The sequence below is a fragment of the Halobacterium litoreum genome (assembly GCF_021233415.1).
Lineage (GTDB): Archaea > Halobacteriota > Halobacteria > Halobacteriales > Halobacteriaceae > Halobacterium > Halobacterium litoreum.
The window spans coordinates 46,605-64,403 of record NZ_CP089466.1 but is presented as its reverse complement, the minus strand read 5'-3'; the positions used below and the strand labels follow the sequence as shown (position 1 = coordinate 64,403).

The following is a 17,799-nucleotide window of genomic DNA, read 5'->3' as shown; positions in this document are numbered from 1 at the left end:
CGTCTTCCGACCCCCGCGGTCGCGCCGCGACCGCTCAGTCCACCCGGCACCGGGAAGTCAGTCGGCCGCCCGTTGTCAGGTGGTCGGTCGGCTGTGAGAACGTGAAACGCCGAGGGCTTACTCGCCGTCGTCGGCGACGACGGCGACTGCGCGCGCGTCGTGGAGGCCGAGGTTGCGGTGGCGGAAGCCGTCGCCCGCGTCGACGGCGAGCGTGCCGTCCTCGGTCAGCACGACGGGTGCGTCGGTGGCGTAGGCGACGTCGGCGACCACTTCTTCGACGGGGAGAGAGACGGTCGTCCAGTCGCCGTCGTCGTGGGCGTAGAGGGCCTCCGGGGTGGCGGCGTGGGCGCGCCCGAGTTCGCCCGGACTCGCGCTCACGGGGTCGCTGGCGACGACGCGGAAGTCGCCGTCGAGCGCGTCCATCCAGCCGTTTCCGAGCGCGTACAGGCCCGACGCGGTCGCGGCGTGCGGGACGCCCGCGGCCGCCACGTCCCGCGCGTCGTCGAGTCCGGCGGGCGCGAGACCGTCGTCGGTGACGCGGTGAACGCCGTCGCTCGCCGCGACGAGGTCCGCGTCCAGTGCGCGCACGTCGGCGTCGACGCTCCCGACGGTCGTCCAGTCGTCGCCGTCGTAGCGCGCGACGGTGCCGTCCGCGCCCGCCGCGAGCACGCCGTCGCCGACGCCCGCCACCGCGACCGCCGGCCCGAAGCCGGTTTCGGCGAAATCCTCGCCGTCGCCGAGCAGGACATCGTCGTCGGTCGCCGCCGCGACGCCGAGCGCGGTCGCCGCCACGTCGCGGGCGGTACAGCGCTCGACGAGGCTGAACTCCCCGATTTTGTCGCCGGAGACGCGCGCCACCGCGACGCCCAGTTCGGCGGCGACGTACGCCTCGACGGTCGCCGCGCGGTCGACGTAGACGCGTTTCTCTCGAATCTCGGGCATACGTGAATCCGCCGCGCGTGACGGCCAAAGTGTTGCGATTTCTCGAAAACCCTTTGGGATGGGGTTCGTACCACACCCCAATGCGACGACGGAGGGTACTCGCGTCGGTCGCCGCGCTGGCGGCGGGAAGCGGGTGTGCTCGCGTCCTCGGGAGCGACCCGGTCCGCGTTCGCGTGATGCGCGCGCCCGAGGACCGCGCCGACGGCGAGACTCGCCACTGCGCGCTCGAAGCCGACTTCGTCGCCGACCACCCGGTGCTCGAACGCGTCCTCGATTCGGCGTCGACGGCGCCCCGCGGCGAGTGGGTGACGACCGGCACGGCGCGGGACGTCGGCGACTCGCTCGCCGCGGACCTGCGCGCTCACTGCGACAACCCCGGCGGCCTCTATCACTTCGGCGAGGAGACGTACGCGGTTCGCGTCGAGGAAAACGGCGAGCGGCTCGTCGAACCGGCCTCGACCAGTTCGGAAGCGATTAGAGGGCGACAGCCGTCGGATTCGGTATGAAGGTGTTCGGGTCGAGTGGCACGCGGGGGGTGGCAAACGAGGAGTTGACGCCGGGGTTCGTCCAGCGCGTCGCGAAGGCCGCGGGGTCGGTGTGGCGCGCCGACCGCGTCGCCGTCGCGCGCGACACGCGGACGACGGGCCGGATGCTGGAGAACGCCGCGGTCGGCGGCCTCCAGAGCGTCGGCGCGGACGTGGACCGCCTCGGCGTGGTGCCAACGCCGGGGACCCAAGCGTACGCTGAACGCGAAGAGGTGCCCGCGGTGATGGTGACCGCGAGCCACAACCCCGGGGAGTACAACGGCGTGAAACTGGTCGGCGCGGACGGCGTGGAACTGTCCGTCGCCGACCTCGAGCGCATCGAGCGGAAGTTCTCCACCGAGCAGTTCGACGACGCGGCGTGGGACGAGGTGGGCGCGGACAGCGACGTCCCGTCGGCGCGCCGCCACTACGTCGAGCAGCTCCTCGAATCGGTGGACCGGGAGGCCATCGCGGACGCCGACCTGACGGTCGCACTCGACCCCGGACACGGCGCGGGCGCGCTCACCAGCCCCGAGTTCTACCGCGAGCTGGGCTGTGACGTAGTCACCGTGAACAGCCAGCCCGACGGCCACTTCCCGGGACGGGACCCCGAACCCGTGCGCGAGAACCTCGAAGACCTCGGCGGCCTCGTACGCGCCGCCGACGCCGACGTCGGCATCGCCCACGACGGCGACGCGGACCGCGCCATCTTCTTCGACGAGACCGGCGAGTACGTGGAGGGCGACGCGACGCTCGCCGCGCTCGCGGAGGCCGAACTCTCGGAGGGCGACACCACCGTCTCCGCGGTGAACGTCAGCCAGCGCCTCGTGGACGTCTGCGACCGCACCGGCGCGACGCTCGAACTCACGCCCATCGGCTCCACCCAAATCATGACTCGAATCCGAGAACTCACCGCCGAAGGCGAGTCAGTTCCGGTCGCGGGCGAGGGCAACGGCGGCATCATCTTCCCGAACTACCGGCTGACGCGGGACGGCGCGTACACCGGCGCGCGCTTCCTCGAACTGCTCGCCGACCGGCCAGCGAGCGAGGTCGTCGCGCCGTACGACGACTACCACAACGTCCGCATCAACGTCAGTTACGACGACGACGCCCAGCGCGAAGCCCTCTTGGGCGCCGCCGAGCAGCGCGCGCTCGACGCCGACGTGGACCGCACCACCATCGACGGCTACCGCCTCGACTACGGCGACGCGTGGGTGCTCGCGCGACCCTCGGGCACCGAGCCGGTCGTCCGCATCTACGCCGAGGCGGCCGACGAGGACCGCGCGTCCGAGCTCGCGGAGTCGTTCGCGGCCGCACTCCGCGCCGCGAAGGCCGACGTCTAGTACGTCTCCAGCGCGTCCCGCAGTTCGGCTTCCGCGTCGCGGGCGGCGGCCAACTCGGACTGGATACCGTCCTCGATGCGGCGTCGTTCCTCGTCCGTGAGTTCGTGTTCCGCAGCTGCGGCGGTGCGCAGGCGCTCGTAGTCGTCGGCGCGCACGCGCCGCCGGACCGCGTGGAGCGCTTCGAGGACGTCGTCGCCGGCGAACCGGTCGACGACGGAGACGAGTTCGTCGAGCCGGTACCGGAGTTCGTCGGCGCGCTCGGGCGGCCACCCGACAGTCAGCGGCGCGGCGTCGAGGCGGTCGAGGTACGTGCGGTTCCCGCCGACGACGCGCTTGAGCGTCCGGGGTTCGGCGACGAAGTGGTCGAGTTTCGACGGCGAGTAGTCGGCGTACTCCAGCAACTCGGGAATCGGCTCGTCGCCCGCGGGGTTGTCCGCGACGAAGTCGGCGAGGTCGTCGGGAACGGGGTCGAAGCCGACCAGCGGGTAGGATTCGGTCGTCTCCACGAACGCGAGTACGTCGCGGGCGGGCTCGTTCTCGCGGAAGTCGGCGAACGCCGAGCGCACCGCGTCGTCGTAGCGCTGGACGGGCTCGCGGAGTTCTTCCGTTGGCGCGTCGAGGTCGGCGTTCCCGAGGCGTTCGAGGCGTTCGAGGTCCTCGACCTCGGCGGCGTACTCGTCGGCGCGGGCCTGGACGCGCTTGCGAACCTCGCCGTACTCGGAGCGCGCGGCTTCGAGCGTGCCGAGGCGACCCGCGAGGTCGCGGGCGTCCGAGAGCCGCGAGCGCGCCTCCGCGAAGTCCGACTCGGAGAGGCGCTTCTTCTTGAACAACTCGAGCAGGGACTCGAAGGCGTCGCGCTCCGGGAGGTCGTCGTCGAACTCCTCGACGAGCGCCACGAGGTCGTCCTGGAACGAGATGTACGACTGGAAGTCGCCGGTGCCGGTGGCGTCGTCCTCGTACTGCGCGAACAGTCGGTCGAGGTCGTCGAGCGCGGCGTCGAGGGCGCGGAGTCGGGCCTCCCCCACGTCCTCGACGCTCGCTTCGGCGTCGGCGACGGCGTCGCTGGCGCGTTCGAGGTCGGCGACGAGGCCGTCGGGGGCGGCCTGCGCGTCGGGCATGACTGGAACGACGGCGGTCGCGCTGATAGGCTTTCTGTCACCCCGGGAGTGACGGCCGCGCAGTCAGTACGTCTCGTCGGGGTCGAACACTTTCTCGCCGACCACGTCGCCGTCGAGGGTGCGGTGGAAGCAGGACTCGTAGCCGGTGTGGCACGCGCCGCCCGTCTGGTCGACGACGTAGAGGAGGGCGTCGGCGTCGCAGTCGACGCGGACTTCCTCGATTTCCTGGGTGTGGCCGCTGGTCGCGCCCTTCTCCCAGAGTTCGTCGCGGGAGCGCGAGTAGTAGTGCGCGCGCCCCGTCTCGCGGGTGCGTTCGACGGCTTCGCGGTCGGCGTACGCGAGCATCAACACGTCGCCGGAGTCGGCGTCCTGCGCGACGACGGGGACGAGGCCGTCGTCGCCGAAGTCGAGGTCGACGTCCATATTCGAGCGTGGGCGCGCCGGCGGTTAGGGGTTGCGTCCGGGAGACGACGCGCGGGCGCCGACGGTCCGGTCCCGTCCGAGACGCCGGTTCGCGGGCCGTAGCCGCCACACATCGTATCCTTCATTATTGTTTACCTAGGTTTATGGTCGTCGCTGCCGACGTGACTAGTGGCGACAGACTCCGTTCGGGCGGAGGTACTCAACATGGATTTCAGTGGTTCATTCGAACTGGAGGGCGTTGCACCGGGCGATGCGTGGGTAATGTTATCAGACCCCGTGGCGGTACGGAACGCGCTGACGGGCTGTAAGTACATCACCCCCATCGAGGGAGACGACTTCGACTTCGACGCCTACGAACCCGAGGAGGGCCTGGAGACGCTCCCCGAAGCCGACCCGGAGGTGGTCGCAGCGCGCACCTTCGAGGAGGGACAGACGTACGCCGCCTTGCTGCAAATCGGCGTCGGCAGCGTCAAACCGAAATTCGAGTCCCGAATCACCATCGAGGAACGCGACGAGCAGGAACACCGAATGGTCGCGAGCGGGCGCGGGAACGCCAGCGACTCCACGTTCGAGATGGAGTCCTGGATGGACATCGACGAGACCGACGAGGGCTCCCGCATCGAGTGGGGCGCGGAGGCCGACGTGGCGGGCCGCATCGCGCAACTCGGCGGGCGCGTCATCAACCCCGTCGCCGAGCGCATCGTGAACAACTTCTTCGGGAACATCGAGGACCAGATGACCGAAGTCGAGGCCAGCGACGAGGGCGGCGTCACCGACCGACTCCGGAGGATGCTGGGGTCATGAAGGCCGCGCCGTTCGAACACCACGAGCCGTCGAGCGTCGAGGAGGCGGTGAGCCTCCTGGAGAGTCTGGACGAACCGCTCGTGCTCGCCGGCGGGCAGAGCCTCGTCCCGATGATGCGGTTCCGCCTCGCCGTCCCGGAGACGGTCGTCGACATCAACGCCATCGACGACCTCGACTACCTCCGAGAGACCGACGACCACCTCGAACTCGGAGCGCTCGCGCGCCACGCCGACGTGGAGCGCTCGGCGGCCGTCGCCGAGAACTACGGGAGTTTCGCGGACTGCGCGCCGCTCGTCGCGGACCCTCAGATTCGGAACCGCGGCACGGTCGCGGGTTCGATTGCGCAGTCGGACCCGAAGGGCGACTGGGGGTCGGTGCTGCTCGCCCACGACGGCGAAGTCGTCGCGCACGGTCCGGACGGGGAGCGCACGATTCCCGCAGAGGAGTTCTTCCTGCTGCCGTACGACAACAGCCTCGACGACGCCGAAATCATCACCGCGCTCCGCGTCCCCGCGTCGGGCGACGACGAGGGGAGCGCGTACCACAAACTCAAGCGCAAGGTCGGGGACTACGCGATGGTCGGCGTCGCCGCCCGCGTCCGACTGGACGGCGACGAAATCGCGGACGCCTCGCTCGCGTTGACCGCCGTGGACATCACGAACGTCTCGGTGCCGGACGCCGCCGACCACCTCGAAGGCGAAGTGCCGTCCGGGGACCTGTTCGAGCGCGCCGGCGAACTCGCCGCCGACCACTCGAACCCGGAGTCCGACGAGCACGGGAGCGCCGAGTACAAGGAGAACATGGTGCGGGTGCTCGCGCAGCGAGCGCTCGCCGACGCGGTGCGGCGCGCCCGCACCGACGACCCGGCGGGCGCCGTCGGAAGCGACCAGACCGCCGTAGGGGACGACTGACCGATGACCGAGAAAGAGATTACATTCACCGTCAACGGCACCGAGCGCGAACTACGGGTAGAGCCCCGGAAACTGCTCGTCCACGCCATCCGCGAGGACCTCGACTTGACCGGCACGCACATCGGCTGTGACACCGGGAACTGCGGCGCTTGTACCGTCTACAAGGACGGCGAGGCGGTGAAGTCGTGTCTCCAGTTCGCGCCGCAGGCCGACGGAAGCGAGATTACGACCGTCGAGGGGATGGAGGACCTCCCGGAGGCCGGCATGGGGGAGAGCGACCTCCACCCGGTCCAGGAGGGGTTCCACGAGATGCACGGCCTCCAGTGTGGCTTCTGCACGCCCGGCATGATGCTCGCTGGGAAGGCCCTGCTGGAGGAACACGACGACCCGAGCGAGACCGAAATCCGCCAGAACATCAGCGGGAACCTCTGTCGCTGCACGGGCTACCAGAACATCGTGAAGTCCATCGAGTACGCCGCCGACGTGCTGGCTGGCCGGGAACCGCCGGAGTCCCCGGTCGAGAACCCGAGTTCGGGCGTGGAAGCGACCGCCGACGGCGGGGAGCCGGACGGTGGGCGGACGGATGGGGGCAGGCCACTCGATTTGACGCGGGAGTACCCGCGGGGTGACGGCGATGAGTAGCGACCGCAGTCAGAAGCCCGACGAGCGGTTCCGGTTCGACGAGGACGGCGGCCCGGAACCCGAGAAGACGTGTGGACACGACCGCGGCGGGATGGGCGAGGACGTGCGCCGGAAGGAAGACCGCCGATTCGTGACGGGCGAGGGGACGTACGTCGACGACATCAAGAAAGACGGGATGCTCCACTGCGAAATCGTGCGGAGTCCGCACGGGCACGCTCGCGTGGTGGACATCGACGGCTCGCGGGCCGAATCGATGGACGACGTGGTCGCGGTCATCACCGCCGAGGACCTGGCGGCCCACGACCTCGCGACGATGCCGACGCTGATGGACGACACCCAAGAGGTGCTCGTCCGGGAGAAGGTGAAATTCCAGTCCCAAGAGGTCGCTGCCGTCATCGCGACCGACCGGTACGCCGCGAAGGACGGCGCCGAGCGCGTGGAAGTCGAGTACGACACGCTCGACGCCGTGGTGGACGCCGCGGACGCGAAGGCCGAGGACGCCCCCATCGTGCGCGAGGACTTGGAGGAGGACACGAACCACATCTTCACGTGGGAGGCCGGCGACGAGGAAGCGACCGAGCAGGCGTTCGCGGACGCCGACGTGACCGTCGAGCAGGACATGTACTACCAGCGGCTCCACCCCGCGCCCATCGAGACCTGCGGGTGTGTCGCCGACTGGGACGAGGACGACGAGCAGATGACCGTCCACATGACCTCGCAGGCGCCCCACGCCCACCGGACACTGTTCTCGATGGTGTCGGGCATCCCCGAGCACAAGGTCCGCATCGTGTCGCCGGACGTGGGCGGCGGGTTCGGGAACAAGGTCCCAATCTATCCGGGGTACGTCGTCGCGGCGGCAGCGTCGTACGTCCTCGAACAGCCCGTGAAGTGGGTCGAGGAGCGCTCCGAGAACGTGCAGACGACGTCGTTCGCGCGCGACTACGACATGACGGGTCGCATCGCGGCGACCGAGGACGGCGAGATTCTGGGCATCGACACCGAGGTGCTGGCGAACCACGGCGCGTACAACGCGGCGGCACAGCCCTCGAAGTTCCCGGCGGGGTTCTTCAAAATCTTCACCGGATCGTACGACGTGCCGGCGGCCCACGCGAGTCTGGACGCGTACTACACGAACACCGCGCCGGGCGGCATCGCGTACCGGTGTTCGTTCCGCGTGACCGAGGCCGTCTACCTCGTGGAGCGACTGGTGAAGGCGCTCGCGCAGGAACTCGACGCCGACCCCGCCGAGATTCGGCGGCAGAACTTCATCCCCGAGGACGCGTTCCCGTACGAGAGCGCGACCGGCTGGGAGTACGACTCCGGGAACTACGAGCGCGCGCTCGACAAGGCCCTCGAATCGGTGGACTACGACGGTCTCCGGGAGGAGCAGGCCGAGCGCATCGAGAACGACGACGACACACTGCTGGGCATCGGGCTGTCGACGTTCACGGAAATCGTGGGTGCCGGCCCGGGCAAGCAGTGCGACATCGCGGGCGTCGAGATGTTCGACTCCTGTGAGATTCGCGTCCACCCGACCGGCACGGCCACGGTCCGCATCGGCGTGCAGACCCAAGGGCAGGGCCACGAGACGACGTTCGCGCAAATCGTCGCGGAGGAACTCGGGCTCGACGTGGACAGCGTCGAGGTCGAACACGGCGACACGGACACCGAGCCCTACGGCCTCGGGACGTACGCGTCCCGGAGCACGCCGGTCGGCGGCGCGGCGACCGCGGTCGCGGCACGGAAGGTCCGCGAGAAGGCAAAGAGCGTCGCCGCGAACGAACTCGAAGCCGACGAGGAGGACGTGGTGTGGAGCCGGGAGAGCGGCGCGTTCAGCATCGAGGGCGCGCCAGAGCGCACCGTCACCATCGAGGAGGTGGCGGCCGCCTCCTACATGAACTCGCCAGCAGACGAGGAGCCCGGCCTGGAGGCCGTGGACTACTACGACCCGCCGAACATGACGTACCCGTTCGGCGCGTACGTCTGCGTCGTGGAGGTCGACCGGGAGACCGGCGAGGTGGACATCCGGCAGTTCTACGCGCTCGACGACTGCGGGAACCGCATCAACCCGATGATTATCGAGGGGCAGGTCCACGGCGGCGTCGCGCAGGGCATCGGCACGGCGATGCTCGAACACGTCACCTACGACGACGACGGCAACGTCACCGCCGGCGACTTCATGAACTACCTCCTGCCGACGGCGATGGAGATTCCGGAGATGGAGACGGACTACACCGTCACGCCGTCCCCGCACCACCCCATCGGCGCGAAGGGCGTCGGCGAGTCCCCGACGGTCGGGTCGCCGCCCGCCATCGTGAACGCCGTCGTGGACGCGATGGCCCACGCAGGCGTCCGGCACGTGGACATGCCGATGACCGCCGACCGCGTCTGGGAGGTGCTGGACGACGCCGGCCTCTCGAAGGAACCGTCGGAGCGCTTCGACTTCGATGCGGGCGCCGACGACGAGGCGGCCGCGGACGACGACTGACCGATGACCGAGGACACCTCCGGCGGCGGAGAAACGCAAAACGACGCGGCGGCGGAGCGCGCTGCCGCCGCGTCCGTCGAGCGCGTGGACGACCTCGCGGCGGACCTGCGAGCGGCGGGCGACCCGTTCGCGCTCGTGACCGTGGTGCGCCGGGAGCCGCCGGTCCCCGCGAACGTCGGCGACCGCGCCGTCGTCACGCCGGACGGCGACCTCGTCGGGTGGGTGGGTGGCGCGGCGTGCGCGCAGTCCGTCGCCGTGAAGGAGGCTCTTTCCGCCATCGAGTCCGGCGAGCCGCGCCTCGTCGGCCTCGCGCCCGACCCCGCCGACGTGGAGCGCGAGGGCCTGACGGCGTACCCGATGACGTGCCACAGCGGCGGCACGCTCGAACTGTTCGTCGAGCCCGTCGTACCGACGCCGCGTCTCGTCGTGGTGGGCGAATCCCCGATTGCACTGGCGCTCGCGCGCCTCGCCAGCGAGACGAGTTTCGACGTGACCGTCGTCGCCGCCGACGCCGACGGCGAGTTCGCGGGCGCGGACGACGTGGTCGCCGTCGACGACCCCGCCCTCGCGGACGCCGTCGCTGGCGCGGCCGCCGTGGTCGTCGCTTCGACCGGCGAGTACGACACCGAGGGCGTCGCCGCCGCGCTCGCCGCCGGCGCGCCCTACGTCGGACTGGTGTCCAGCAGGAAGCGCCGGGACGCGGTCGCCGAGGAGGTCGCCGACCGCCTCGGCACCGACGCCGAATCCGTGGTCGACGCCGTGACGACGCCCGCCGGCCTCGACATCGGCGCGGAGACGCCCGCCGAAATCGCCGTGAGCGTGCTCGCCGAACTCGTGGCCGTTCGACGCGGTGCGAGCGACCGGACGGCGACCGACGCCATCGACGTGGAAGTCGTCGACGACCTCTCGGACGACGAGGAGCGCGACGACGCGGCGCAGGCCGACGAGGAGACGGCCGTCGACCCGGTCTGCGGGATGACCGTCGACGTGGCGGACGCCGCGGCGACCGCCGACCACGGCGGCGAGACGTACCACTTCTGCGGGCAGGGGTGTGCCGACGCGTTCGCCGACGACCCCGAGCGCTACCTCGACGGCGTCGTCGAGGGTGGGTAGCGCGTGCCCGCCGGCGACTACCTCGCTCGAGTCGCGGACCACCTCGCCGAGCGGGCGAGCGAGGCGACCGACGCCCGCGTGACGGTCGGCGAGCGCGCGCTCCTCGCGGAACTCACACACCCCGAGTCGGGTCGGCTGGCGGGACTGGCGCACCGACCCGAGGGCGAGATGCGAGCGTGGCCGACCGAGCCGAGTGAACTGGCGGCGCTCGCCGCCGACGCGACCGACCCGCTTTCGCGCGCCGTCGGCGTCGCCGCGCTGAACGCGCTGTCCGCGCCGGAGATGGCGTGGCGCGAGGGCGACCCGATGGCGTCGCTCTCGGCGGACGTGGACGTGGTGGCAACGGTCGGCCTGTTCCGGCCCGCGCTCCGGAAGTTCGGGGCGGCGACGGTGCGCGTCGTGGAGCGCGACCCGCCCGAGTCGGTCGAAGCGCCCTCTGGCGCGACCGTCACGACCCACGCGCCCGGAGACTGCGCGGCGGCGTTCGCGGACGCCGACGTCTGCTTTCTCACCGGGTCGGCGCTCGTCTACGGCGGTTTCGACGACTACCTCGGCGCGCTCGAAACCGCGGGCGTGTCGACCGTCGTGCTCGTCGGCGCGACGGCGTCGCACTGGCCCGAACCCGCCTTCGAGCGCGGCGTGAGCGTCGTCGCGGGCGCTCGCGTGGTCGACCCGGAGCGAGTGCGCGAGCGCGTGCTGGCGGGCGACTGCGGCACCGACCTCCACGACAACGGCGTCCAGAAAGTGTACGTCGTCGGCCCCGAGGGAGCGCCCGGCCTCGCGTTCGACGCGTAGTCAGCGGGTCGCGCGCAGCGTCCACGCCATCCCGAGGAAGATGCCGCCGTACGCCGCGCCGAACACGAGTACGCCGAGGGCGGCGCGCCGGGCGACCGGAATCGTCGCCGGGAGGCCGATTAGCGCGGGCAGGGTGGCGAACGCCGGGAACGCCGCCTGCACCCAGTTGTGCTCGTCCTCGGGCCAGTCGTCGTAGACGTCCGCGAACGCCCACGCGCCGAAGGAGTACGCGACGAACACGCCGAACGCGAGTTCGTAACTTCGCCACAGGCCGACGTACGTCGCCGCCGCGAACGCCGCGCCGACGAGGACCGCGAAGACGACCGCGACGCGCCGGTTCACGCCGGCACCACGCCGAACGTCGACAGCAGGTAAAACAGGATGTCGCCGCCCGTGAGCGCGACCAGCAGCGCGACGAACAGCGGGAGGATAAACGGCACGCCCGGCGTCACCCACACGTCCTCGCTGTCCACGACGACGTCGAGGCCCTCGCGGAGTTCCGCGGGCGTCGTGCCGTACGCCGAACTGTCGATGTCGTCGAGGAACGCCGCCGCGCCCCACGGGTCGCCGCTCCCGTCGGTGACGACCGCGCCGTCCGTCGGGTCACCGGGCTCCTCGGGGAGCGTCGCCGGGTCGCGGAGTTCCGGGTCGACCCGGAGGTCCGCGAGCGACACGTCCCGCCACCGCAGGTACATCCGGAGCGCGTCCAAATCGAGGCCGTCCCGCGTGAACCCCGACCCGGTCTCCAGCAGGCTGCCGTGCATCGTCGCGAGGGCCTCGACGGGGACGCGGCGCCCGACGAACATCACCACGGAGAACTCGCCGTCGAGCGCGTTCCGCACGCCGAGCACGAGCGGGTACGCCAACCCCACGAGCACGGCGTTCGTCAGAATCGTCAGCGAGAACACGCCCAGATGAGTCTCCACCGCCGGCAGCGCGTAGCCCGCGACCTGATACGCGGGGTACGTCGGGAACAACACCGCCAGCACCATGAACGCGCGAGCGTCCGCGCCGCCGAATCCGCCGATGTACCAGAAGCCGTACGCGAGCGGGACGATGAACAGCACGCTGAACGCCGCGCGCACCGCGAACGGCTGGAAGCCGCCCGGTACCCCGAGTGCCATCAAGCCGTCCCAGAACAGCAGACCGATGCCGAGGAAGGCGAGTGGCGACCAGAGGTCGTTCGGCACGCGACGCGTGCGCCAGTCGCGGACCGCCGCCCACCCGAGCGCCGGCACGGCGACCAACCGCAGGAGGTCTGGTATCGAGGCGTACACTACCCGGAACACGTGGACGCCGGTCGCTTAGGTGTTACCCTTGGACGTCTCGGTGGCGCGCGACGTAGAGAGAAATCGGAGGGAGTTCGCGCGCTGTCCGCGTGCGGCGCGAACCGAAAAGCGGTGCGTCCGCGTCGACGGTGGCCGCCGCGCGGCCACGTCGCCGCTTAGATGACGCGGTTCTGGAGGTAGTCGAGGTGCTTGGCGTTGTAGACGATTTTCACGGTGTCCGCCGCCGGCGACCCGATGCAGGTCAGGCGGACGTTCTTCTCCTCGACCTCCTCGTCGGAGAGGATCTGTTGCATGTCCATGTCGATGTCGCCCTCCTTGACGATGGACGCGCAGTTCGCACACGCACCGGCGCGACACGAGAACGGCCAGTCGTACCCCTGGGCCTCGGCGGCCTCGAGGATGTACTCGCCTTCGGCGACGTCGAGGGAGCCGTAGTCCTCCTCGTCGAGGCCCGCGTCGGCGGCCTTCTCGAAGAGGTCGTCGTCGTCCATGTCCCAGCCCTGGTCATCCAGTACTTCGTAGTTCAGGTATTCAACCGTCGGCATCGTGCGCCGGTTCGCGTCCCGCCGGCATAGTAGTTATTGTTCGGGCCGGGAGCGTGCTGTCGGGCGTCCGGCACGCTCACGGGCTACGACGGGCGTTCGTCGCGTCTCTCCACGCGAGGCCTTTTATGGCGGGCGCGCCGATTGTGGGGCATGGCTTTCGACTCGTTTGCGGTGGTGCCCGCCGTCGACATGCAGGACGGCGAGGTCGTCCAACTAGTGCAGGGCGAACGCGGCACCGAGCGACGGTACGGCGACCCGGTGGACGCGGCGACCCGGTGGGTTGACGCGGGCGCCGACATCCTCCACCTCGTCGACCTCGACGGCGCGTTCGAGGGCGCTCGCGCGAACGCCGACGCGGTCGAGCGCATCCTCGACGCGACGGACGTGGACGTGCAGGTGGGCGGCGGCATCCGCACCGCAGCGGACGCAATCGACCTCCTCGACCGGGGCGTCGACCGCGTCATCCTCGGCACCGCGGCCGTCGAGAACCCCGACGTGGTCGGCGAAATCAGCGCCGAGTACCCCGGGAGCGTGATGGTGAGCCTCGACGCGAAGGACGGCGAAGTCGTCGTCGAGGGATGGACCGAGGGCACGGGCCTCGACCCCGTCGAGGCGGCCGAGCGCTACGCCGACCTCGGCGCCGGCTCCATCCTCTTCACGAACGTCGACGTCGAAGGGAAACAGGAGGGCGTTCGCACCGAACCGGTCCGCGACCTCGCCGACAGCGTCGACATCCCCGTCATCGCGAGCGGCGGCGTCGCCACCGTCGACGACGTGGTCGCGCTGAAGGACGCGGGCGCGGCGGGCGTCGTCGTCGGCACCGCGCTCTACGAGGGCAACTTCACGCTCGAAGAAGCCAAGGAAGCGGTTCGGTAGCGGGTAGGGAATCCGAAAGGGGCCGACCGGTCGCGGTCGCTTCGCGAAGCAAGCACGCGAGCGGAGCGAGCGCGCGCAGCGAGCGAACGGCCGCGAGCGGGAGAGCGGCAGAGCCGCTCTCCTATAACGTGGCGGCGAAGCCGCCACGCGGGAGGGGGCTTTCGAGGAGGCCTCGAAGGTCAGGCCAGTTCGAGTGTCAACTACCGTCCAGTCTAGCGCAACGACCTTGTGGACGCGCGCTAACATCGAAGCAATGACCGACCGAACGGCCGCCGTGACGCGGGCGACGGCGGAGACGGACATCGAGGTGACCGTGGACGTGGACGGGGACGGCGACAGCACCGTGGAGACGGGCGTGGGCTTCTTCGACCACATGCTGGAGTCGTTCGCGAAGCACGGCCTGTTCGACGTGACCGTGCGGTGTGACGGCGACCTCGACATCGACGACCACCACACCGTCGAGGACGTGGGTATCGCGCTCGGGTCGGCGTTCGCGGAGGCGCTCGGCGAGAAGCGCGGCATCGTGCGGTTCGCGGACCGCCGCGTGCCGCTGGACGAGGCGGTGGCGTCGGTGGTCGTGGACGTGTCGGGGCGGCCGCTGTACGAGTTCGACGGCGAGTTCAGCCAGCCCGCCGTGGGCGACCTGACGAGTCAGATGGGCGCGCACTTCTGGCGGTCGTTCGCGATGAACGCCGGGCTGACGCTGCACTGCGAGGTGTCCGGGGAGAACGCGCATCACGAAATCGAGGCGCTGTTCAAGGCCTGCGCGCGAGCACTGGACGACGCGACGCGCGTCGACGAGCGGCGGTCTGACACGCCGTCGACGAAGGGCGAACTCTAGTTCGGGAGCGCGACGCGGACGACGTTGCCGTCGTCGTAGTCGAAGGTCACGTCGCCGTCGAGCGCGGTGACACACCAGTTCACGACCCAGAGACCCATCCCCTGGCCGTGCTGGAGTTGGGTCTCGTCGCCCTCGTGGAGCGTCGCCGTCTCGATGTCGGGGATGCGCTCGTTGCCGTCGCGCACCTCGAAGACGGTGGCGTCGTCGACCGTCGAGACGCGAATCGACACCGCGGGCTCGGGGTCGTCGGCGTGCGCTATCGCGTTCTCCACGAGGTTCGAGAGCGCGAGCGCGAGCACGTCCGGGTCCGTGCGAACGGACCCCTCGACCCCGATTTCGGTGTCGATTTCGGCGTCCGGGTGGTCCTCGCGCACGTCGCCGCGGACCCGGTCGAGCAGCGACGCCGGGTCGACGGCCGTCCGCTGGACGTCCCGTTCCTGCAGGCGCTCGAAGTCCCGGGCGTTCTCGGCGACCGAGAGCAGGCGGTCGCCGGCGTCCGCGACCATCTCGGCCTGCGACGCGATGCCGTCGTCGTCGGTCTTCGACGCGATGGACTGGGCGTGGCCCGTGGCGACGGTGAGTTCGTTCCGGAGGTTGTGCCGGAGCACCCGATTGAGAACGGTGAGGCGTTGCTCGCGCTGGCGCTCCTCGGTGATGTCGTAGAGCGCGACGATACCCCCCACCGAGTCGTCCCGGGAGTCTTCGAGTGGCGTGTAGGAGACGGCGTAGACGCCGCCGCCCGGCCCCGACACGTCGAGTTCGCCGGCGTCGCGGAGGGCGGCCAACTCGGTGCCGGTAATCGCCGCGAACGGCGTCGGGAGCGCGTCCGGGTCGGCGCCGAACAGGTCGGCGGCGCGGTCGTTCAGTTTCACGACGCGGCCGTCCGTGTCCACGACGAACAGGGGGTCTTCGCGGTCGTCGAGCGCGCTCTGCTCGGCGGCGCGCTGGGTGGTCGGGTTCGTCCCGAACATGTGGGTGCCGACGAACGCGTACGCGTCGAGCGCGACGTGCGGGAGCAGGAGGGCGACGCCGAGGTTGAGCGCCGGCCACGGCCCCGTTTTCGTCAGCCAGACGAGGAGGCCGGCGGCGGGCGGCACCGTGCTCGCGGCGACGGCTATCGCCTCCCGGCGGTAGAGCGGACCGTACGCGAGCATCGCCTCGACGAGCAACAGGACGGCGACCGACACCGTCGCGACGTCGACGACGGCCGCGAGGTAGCCGGCGGGCTGAATCGCGTACAGGACCGTCGAGAGGTCGAAGACGGGCGCAGCGCGGAAGTTCCGCCACAGCAGGTCGTGGAACGGATGCGTCAGGGCGAGACCGGAGACGACCGCGGGGACGGCGAGCACCGCGCGGAACGCGTTCGACTGGACGACGTCGGTGCGGCCGGTGTACTCCAGGGCGAACCCGAGGAACAGCGGGCCGAGCCACACCAGACCGACCAGCGAGAGCGCTTCGAGGTACGCCCGGAGCGCGCGCTCGGAGACGAGCAGGCCGACGCCGTAGGAGAACGCCCACAGCGACTGCGCGGACAGCGTCGCCATGAACCAGGTCGCGCCGGCGCGCCCCCGGTACCGGTCGAGATACCAGACGAGCGCCAGCGTGCCGGCGCCCGCGGTGAACGTGGCGAGGACGACGGCGCCGCCGATGAGACCCAGCAATGCTATCCCGAAGAGGGGACGGGACGGTAATAACAGTTGACGCTCGCGCTACGTCGTGCGGAGGCCGCCCGCGGACTCCTCGACGTCGCCGTTGTCGATGGCGGCGTCGACGGCGTCCTCGAAGGTCTGTTCGCCGAGGTCGTAGGCGTTCGTCGCGAGCGCGCGCAGGTCCTCGCGGGGCATCGCGCCCTCGCGGTTCTGGAGGAGGCGAATCACTTGCGCGTAGCCGTCCGGCCGGCGCGCCGGCGCGCCGCCCGCCGTCCCCGAGTCCGCGCTGTCGTCGCCGGCGTCCGCGCTCGTCTCGTCGCCTCCAGTCTCGTCGTCGTCCTCGATTTCGATGGTGACGCCCGCGGCGTCGTCGGACGCCGGCGGAGAGGAGCGGGACGGCTCGTCGACGGTCGGTTCGGCTGCCAGTTCTTCGCTGGCCGGTTCGGCGGCCGACCCGCCCGTCGATTCGGCGGGCTCGCCGTCGGCGTCGAGGAGGGGGTCGACGACGGTCTGGAGGGTGGTCCGGCAGTCGGCACACAGCGCGAGGCGGACCGGACCGTCCGGGACGGTCGCGGGCACGACCTCGAAGACGCCCTCGGGGGCGTCGCCACAGAAGTCACACGCGTCGAGTTGGCGCATAGCGGGGGAACGGACGCCACCACTAAATGCTACTCGCCGCCGGGCGACGACCGCGGTAGTGTTGTCCGTGTCGTCCACTGCCGTCGCCTCGGTGACCGACTGTCCCGTCTCGCTCGTGTGAGGGAGTCCGGTGCGTCCCTCGGCGTTCCCAGCGCCCGAGAATCCCCGGTCGCCACTTATCCGCGAGTCGCCTACGTGCGTCCCACGACCACTCGCTGGGTTCCCACTCATGTGCAAAGACGACACCACCCACGACCAGTCGCCCGGGACCGCGTCGACGGACTGCACCGAACGCGGCGTCACGCGCCGTCGCGTCCTCCAGGGCGCGAGCGCCGCTGGCGTCGCGGGGCTCGCGGGCTGTCTCTCCAGTTCTGGCGGCGGCGACGACGCGCCCGAGCCGGTCACGCTCGGCGAATCCGCCACCTGTGACGTCTGCGGGATGGTGATTCCGAACCACCCCGGCCCGACGGCCGAGATTTTCTACGCGGACGAGCAGCCGAGCGGCCACGACAACCCCGCGCGCTTCGACAGCACGTGGGAGGCGTTCCAGTACGACTTCGAGCACGACGACTGGGACCGCGAGGCGTTCTACGTCACTGACTACTCGGCGGTCGACTACGAGATTCGCACGGACGGCGGCCAGAAGCTCATCTCTACGCACCCGACCGCCGAGGCGTTCGCGGACGCGGAAGACGTCACGTTCGTCGTCGGGTCCGACGTCGTCGGCGCGATGGGGCGGGACCTCGTCGCGTTCGGCGACGAGGCCGACGCCGAGGCGTTCGCGGACGAACACGGCGGCAAACTCGCGTCCTTCGGCGACGTGACGCCGACGATGATTGCCTCGCTCGGGATGTGAG

Annotated in this window: 19 protein-coding genes; 11 read left to right on the top strand and 8 right to left on the bottom strand. The window is 70.5% G+C overall.

Features of this window, described 5'->3' with window-relative positions:
- Positions 1-117 precede the first annotated feature (117 nt).
- Positions 118-942, bottom strand: a complete 825-nt coding sequence (locus LT972_RS00345; protein ID WP_232571203.1) for an HVO_0234 family beta-propeller protein — start codon at positions 940-942, stop codon at positions 118-120.
- Between the two features lie 80 nt (positions 943-1,022).
- Between LT972_RS00345 and LT972_RS00340 the strand changes: the two genes are divergently transcribed.
- On the top strand, positions 1,023-1,448 hold the full coding sequence (locus LT972_RS00340) for a hypothetical protein (RefSeq protein WP_232571202.1): 426 nt from the start codon (positions 1,023-1,025) through the stop codon (positions 1,446-1,448).
- Positions 1,445-2,809, top strand: a complete 1,365-nt coding sequence (gene glmM / locus LT972_RS00335) for a phosphoglucosamine mutase (protein WP_232571201.1) — start codon at positions 1,445-1,447, stop codon at positions 2,807-2,809. Before LT972_RS00340 ends, glmM begins: the two co-directional genes overlap by 4 nt.
- On the opposite strand, the gene LT972_RS00330 is transcribed toward glmM, so the two are convergent.
- Together LT972_RS00330 and hisI are read right to left on the bottom strand one after the other, a co-directional pair.
- Positions 2,806-3,927 (bottom strand): DUF7118 family protein, encoded by a 1,122-nt coding sequence (locus LT972_RS00330; RefSeq protein ID WP_232571200.1) that lies wholly within the window; start codon positions 3,925-3,927, stop codon positions 2,806-2,808. The two genes, glmM and LT972_RS00330, sit on opposite strands and share 4 nt — an antisense overlap.
- A gap of 63 nt (positions 3,928-3,990) precedes the next feature.
- Entirely contained in the window at positions 3,991-4,350 is a 360-nt protein-coding gene (hisI, locus tag LT972_RS00325) for a phosphoribosyl-AMP cyclohydrolase (protein WP_232571199.1), read from the bottom strand.
- A gap of 261 nt (positions 4,351-4,611) precedes the next feature.
- On the opposite strand from hisI, the gene LT972_RS00320 reads away from it, so the two are divergent.
- The 6 genes from LT972_RS00320 to LT972_RS00295 are packed head-to-tail and all read left to right on the top strand — an operon-like array spanning position 4,612 to position 11,103.
- Positions 4,612-5,154, top strand: a complete 543-nt coding sequence (locus LT972_RS00320; RefSeq protein ID WP_232571198.1) for a CoxG family protein — start codon at positions 4,612-4,614, stop codon at positions 5,152-5,154.
- The gene (locus tag LT972_RS00315; protein WP_232571197.1) at positions 5,151-6,065 is read left to right on the top strand and encodes an FAD binding domain-containing protein; all 915 of its coding nucleotides are present in this window, start codon (positions 5,151-5,153) and stop codon (positions 6,063-6,065) included. Before LT972_RS00320 ends, LT972_RS00315 begins: the two co-directional genes overlap by 4 nt.
- Before the next feature lie 3 nt (positions 6,066-6,068).
- Positions 6,069-6,707, top strand: coding sequence for a (2Fe-2S)-binding protein (locus LT972_RS00310; protein WP_269780536.1), 639 nt, complete (start codon positions 6,069-6,071; stop codon positions 6,705-6,707).
- The gene (locus tag LT972_RS00305) at positions 6,700-9,195 is read left to right on the top strand and encodes an aerobic carbon-monoxide dehydrogenase large subunit (protein WP_232571196.1); all 2,496 of its coding nucleotides are present in this window, start codon (positions 6,700-6,702) and stop codon (positions 9,193-9,195) included. Before LT972_RS00310 ends, LT972_RS00305 begins: the two co-directional genes overlap by 8 nt.
- Before the next feature lie 3 nt (positions 9,196-9,198).
- Positions 9,199-10,308 carry an XdhC family protein gene (locus LT972_RS00300; RefSeq protein WP_232571195.1) on the top strand — a complete coding sequence of 370 codons (1,110 nt, stop codon included), beginning with the start codon at positions 9,199-9,201 and terminating at the stop codon, positions 10,306-10,308.
- Positions 10,309-10,311: 3 nt separating this feature from the next.
- A complete protein-coding gene (locus tag LT972_RS00295) occupies positions 10,312-11,103 on the top strand; it encodes a Rossmann-like domain-containing protein (protein WP_232571194.1) in 792 nt (263 codons plus the stop codon).
- Here LT972_RS00295 and LT972_RS00290 read toward each other — a convergent pair whose 3' ends face one another.
- From LT972_RS00290 to fer, 3 genes are all read right to left on the bottom strand, one after another.
- A complete protein-coding gene (locus LT972_RS00290; RefSeq protein WP_232571193.1) occupies positions 11,104-11,445 on the bottom strand; it encodes a hypothetical protein in 342 nt (113 codons plus the stop codon).
- Positions 11,442-12,380 (bottom strand): A24 family peptidase, encoded by a 939-nt coding sequence (locus tag LT972_RS00285; protein ID WP_232571192.1) that lies wholly within the window; start codon positions 12,378-12,380, stop codon positions 11,442-11,444. The genes LT972_RS00290 and LT972_RS00285 overlap by 4 nt, the downstream gene beginning before the upstream one ends.
- Before the next feature lie 167 nt (positions 12,381-12,547).
- Complete coding sequence (gene fer, locus LT972_RS00280; protein WP_232571191.1) at positions 12,548-12,937, bottom strand: ferredoxin Fer; 390 nt, start codon at positions 12,935-12,937, stop codon at positions 12,548-12,550.
- Positions 12,938-13,087: 150 nt separating this feature from the next.
- Here fer and hisA point away from each other — a divergent pair, with 150 nt between their 5' ends.
- Together hisA and hisB are read left to right on the top strand one after the other, a co-directional pair.
- Positions 13,088-13,813 (top strand): 1-(5-phosphoribosyl)-5-[(5-phosphoribosylamino)methylideneamino]imidazole-4-carboxamide isomerase, encoded by a 726-nt coding sequence (gene hisA, locus LT972_RS00275; protein ID WP_232571190.1) that lies wholly within the window; start codon positions 13,088-13,090, stop codon positions 13,811-13,813.
- Positions 13,814-14,066: 253 nt separating this feature from the next.
- Entirely contained in the window at positions 14,067-14,654 is a 588-nt protein-coding gene (gene hisB / locus LT972_RS00270; protein WP_232571189.1) for an imidazoleglycerol-phosphate dehydratase HisB, read from the top strand.
- On the opposite strand, the gene LT972_RS00265 is transcribed toward hisB, so the two are convergent.
- Entirely contained in the window at positions 14,651-16,315 is a 1,665-nt protein-coding gene (locus tag LT972_RS00265) for a sensor histidine kinase (protein ID WP_232571188.1), read from the bottom strand. The two genes, hisB and LT972_RS00265, sit on opposite strands and share 4 nt — an antisense overlap.
- A 48-nt stretch (positions 16,316-16,363) precedes the next feature.
- Positions 16,364-16,942, bottom strand: a complete 579-nt coding sequence (locus tag LT972_RS00260; RefSeq protein WP_232571187.1) for a hypothetical protein — start codon at positions 16,940-16,942, stop codon at positions 16,364-16,366.
- Positions 16,943-17,171: 229 nt separating this feature from the next.
- On the opposite strand from LT972_RS00260, the gene LT972_RS00255 reads away from it, so the two are divergent.
- The gene (locus LT972_RS00255; RefSeq protein ID WP_232571186.1) at positions 17,172-17,798 is read left to right on the top strand and encodes a nitrous oxide reductase accessory protein NosL; all 627 of its coding nucleotides are present in this window, start codon (positions 17,172-17,174) and stop codon (positions 17,796-17,798) included.
- The last annotated feature ends 1 nt before the right edge of the window (position 17,799 follow it).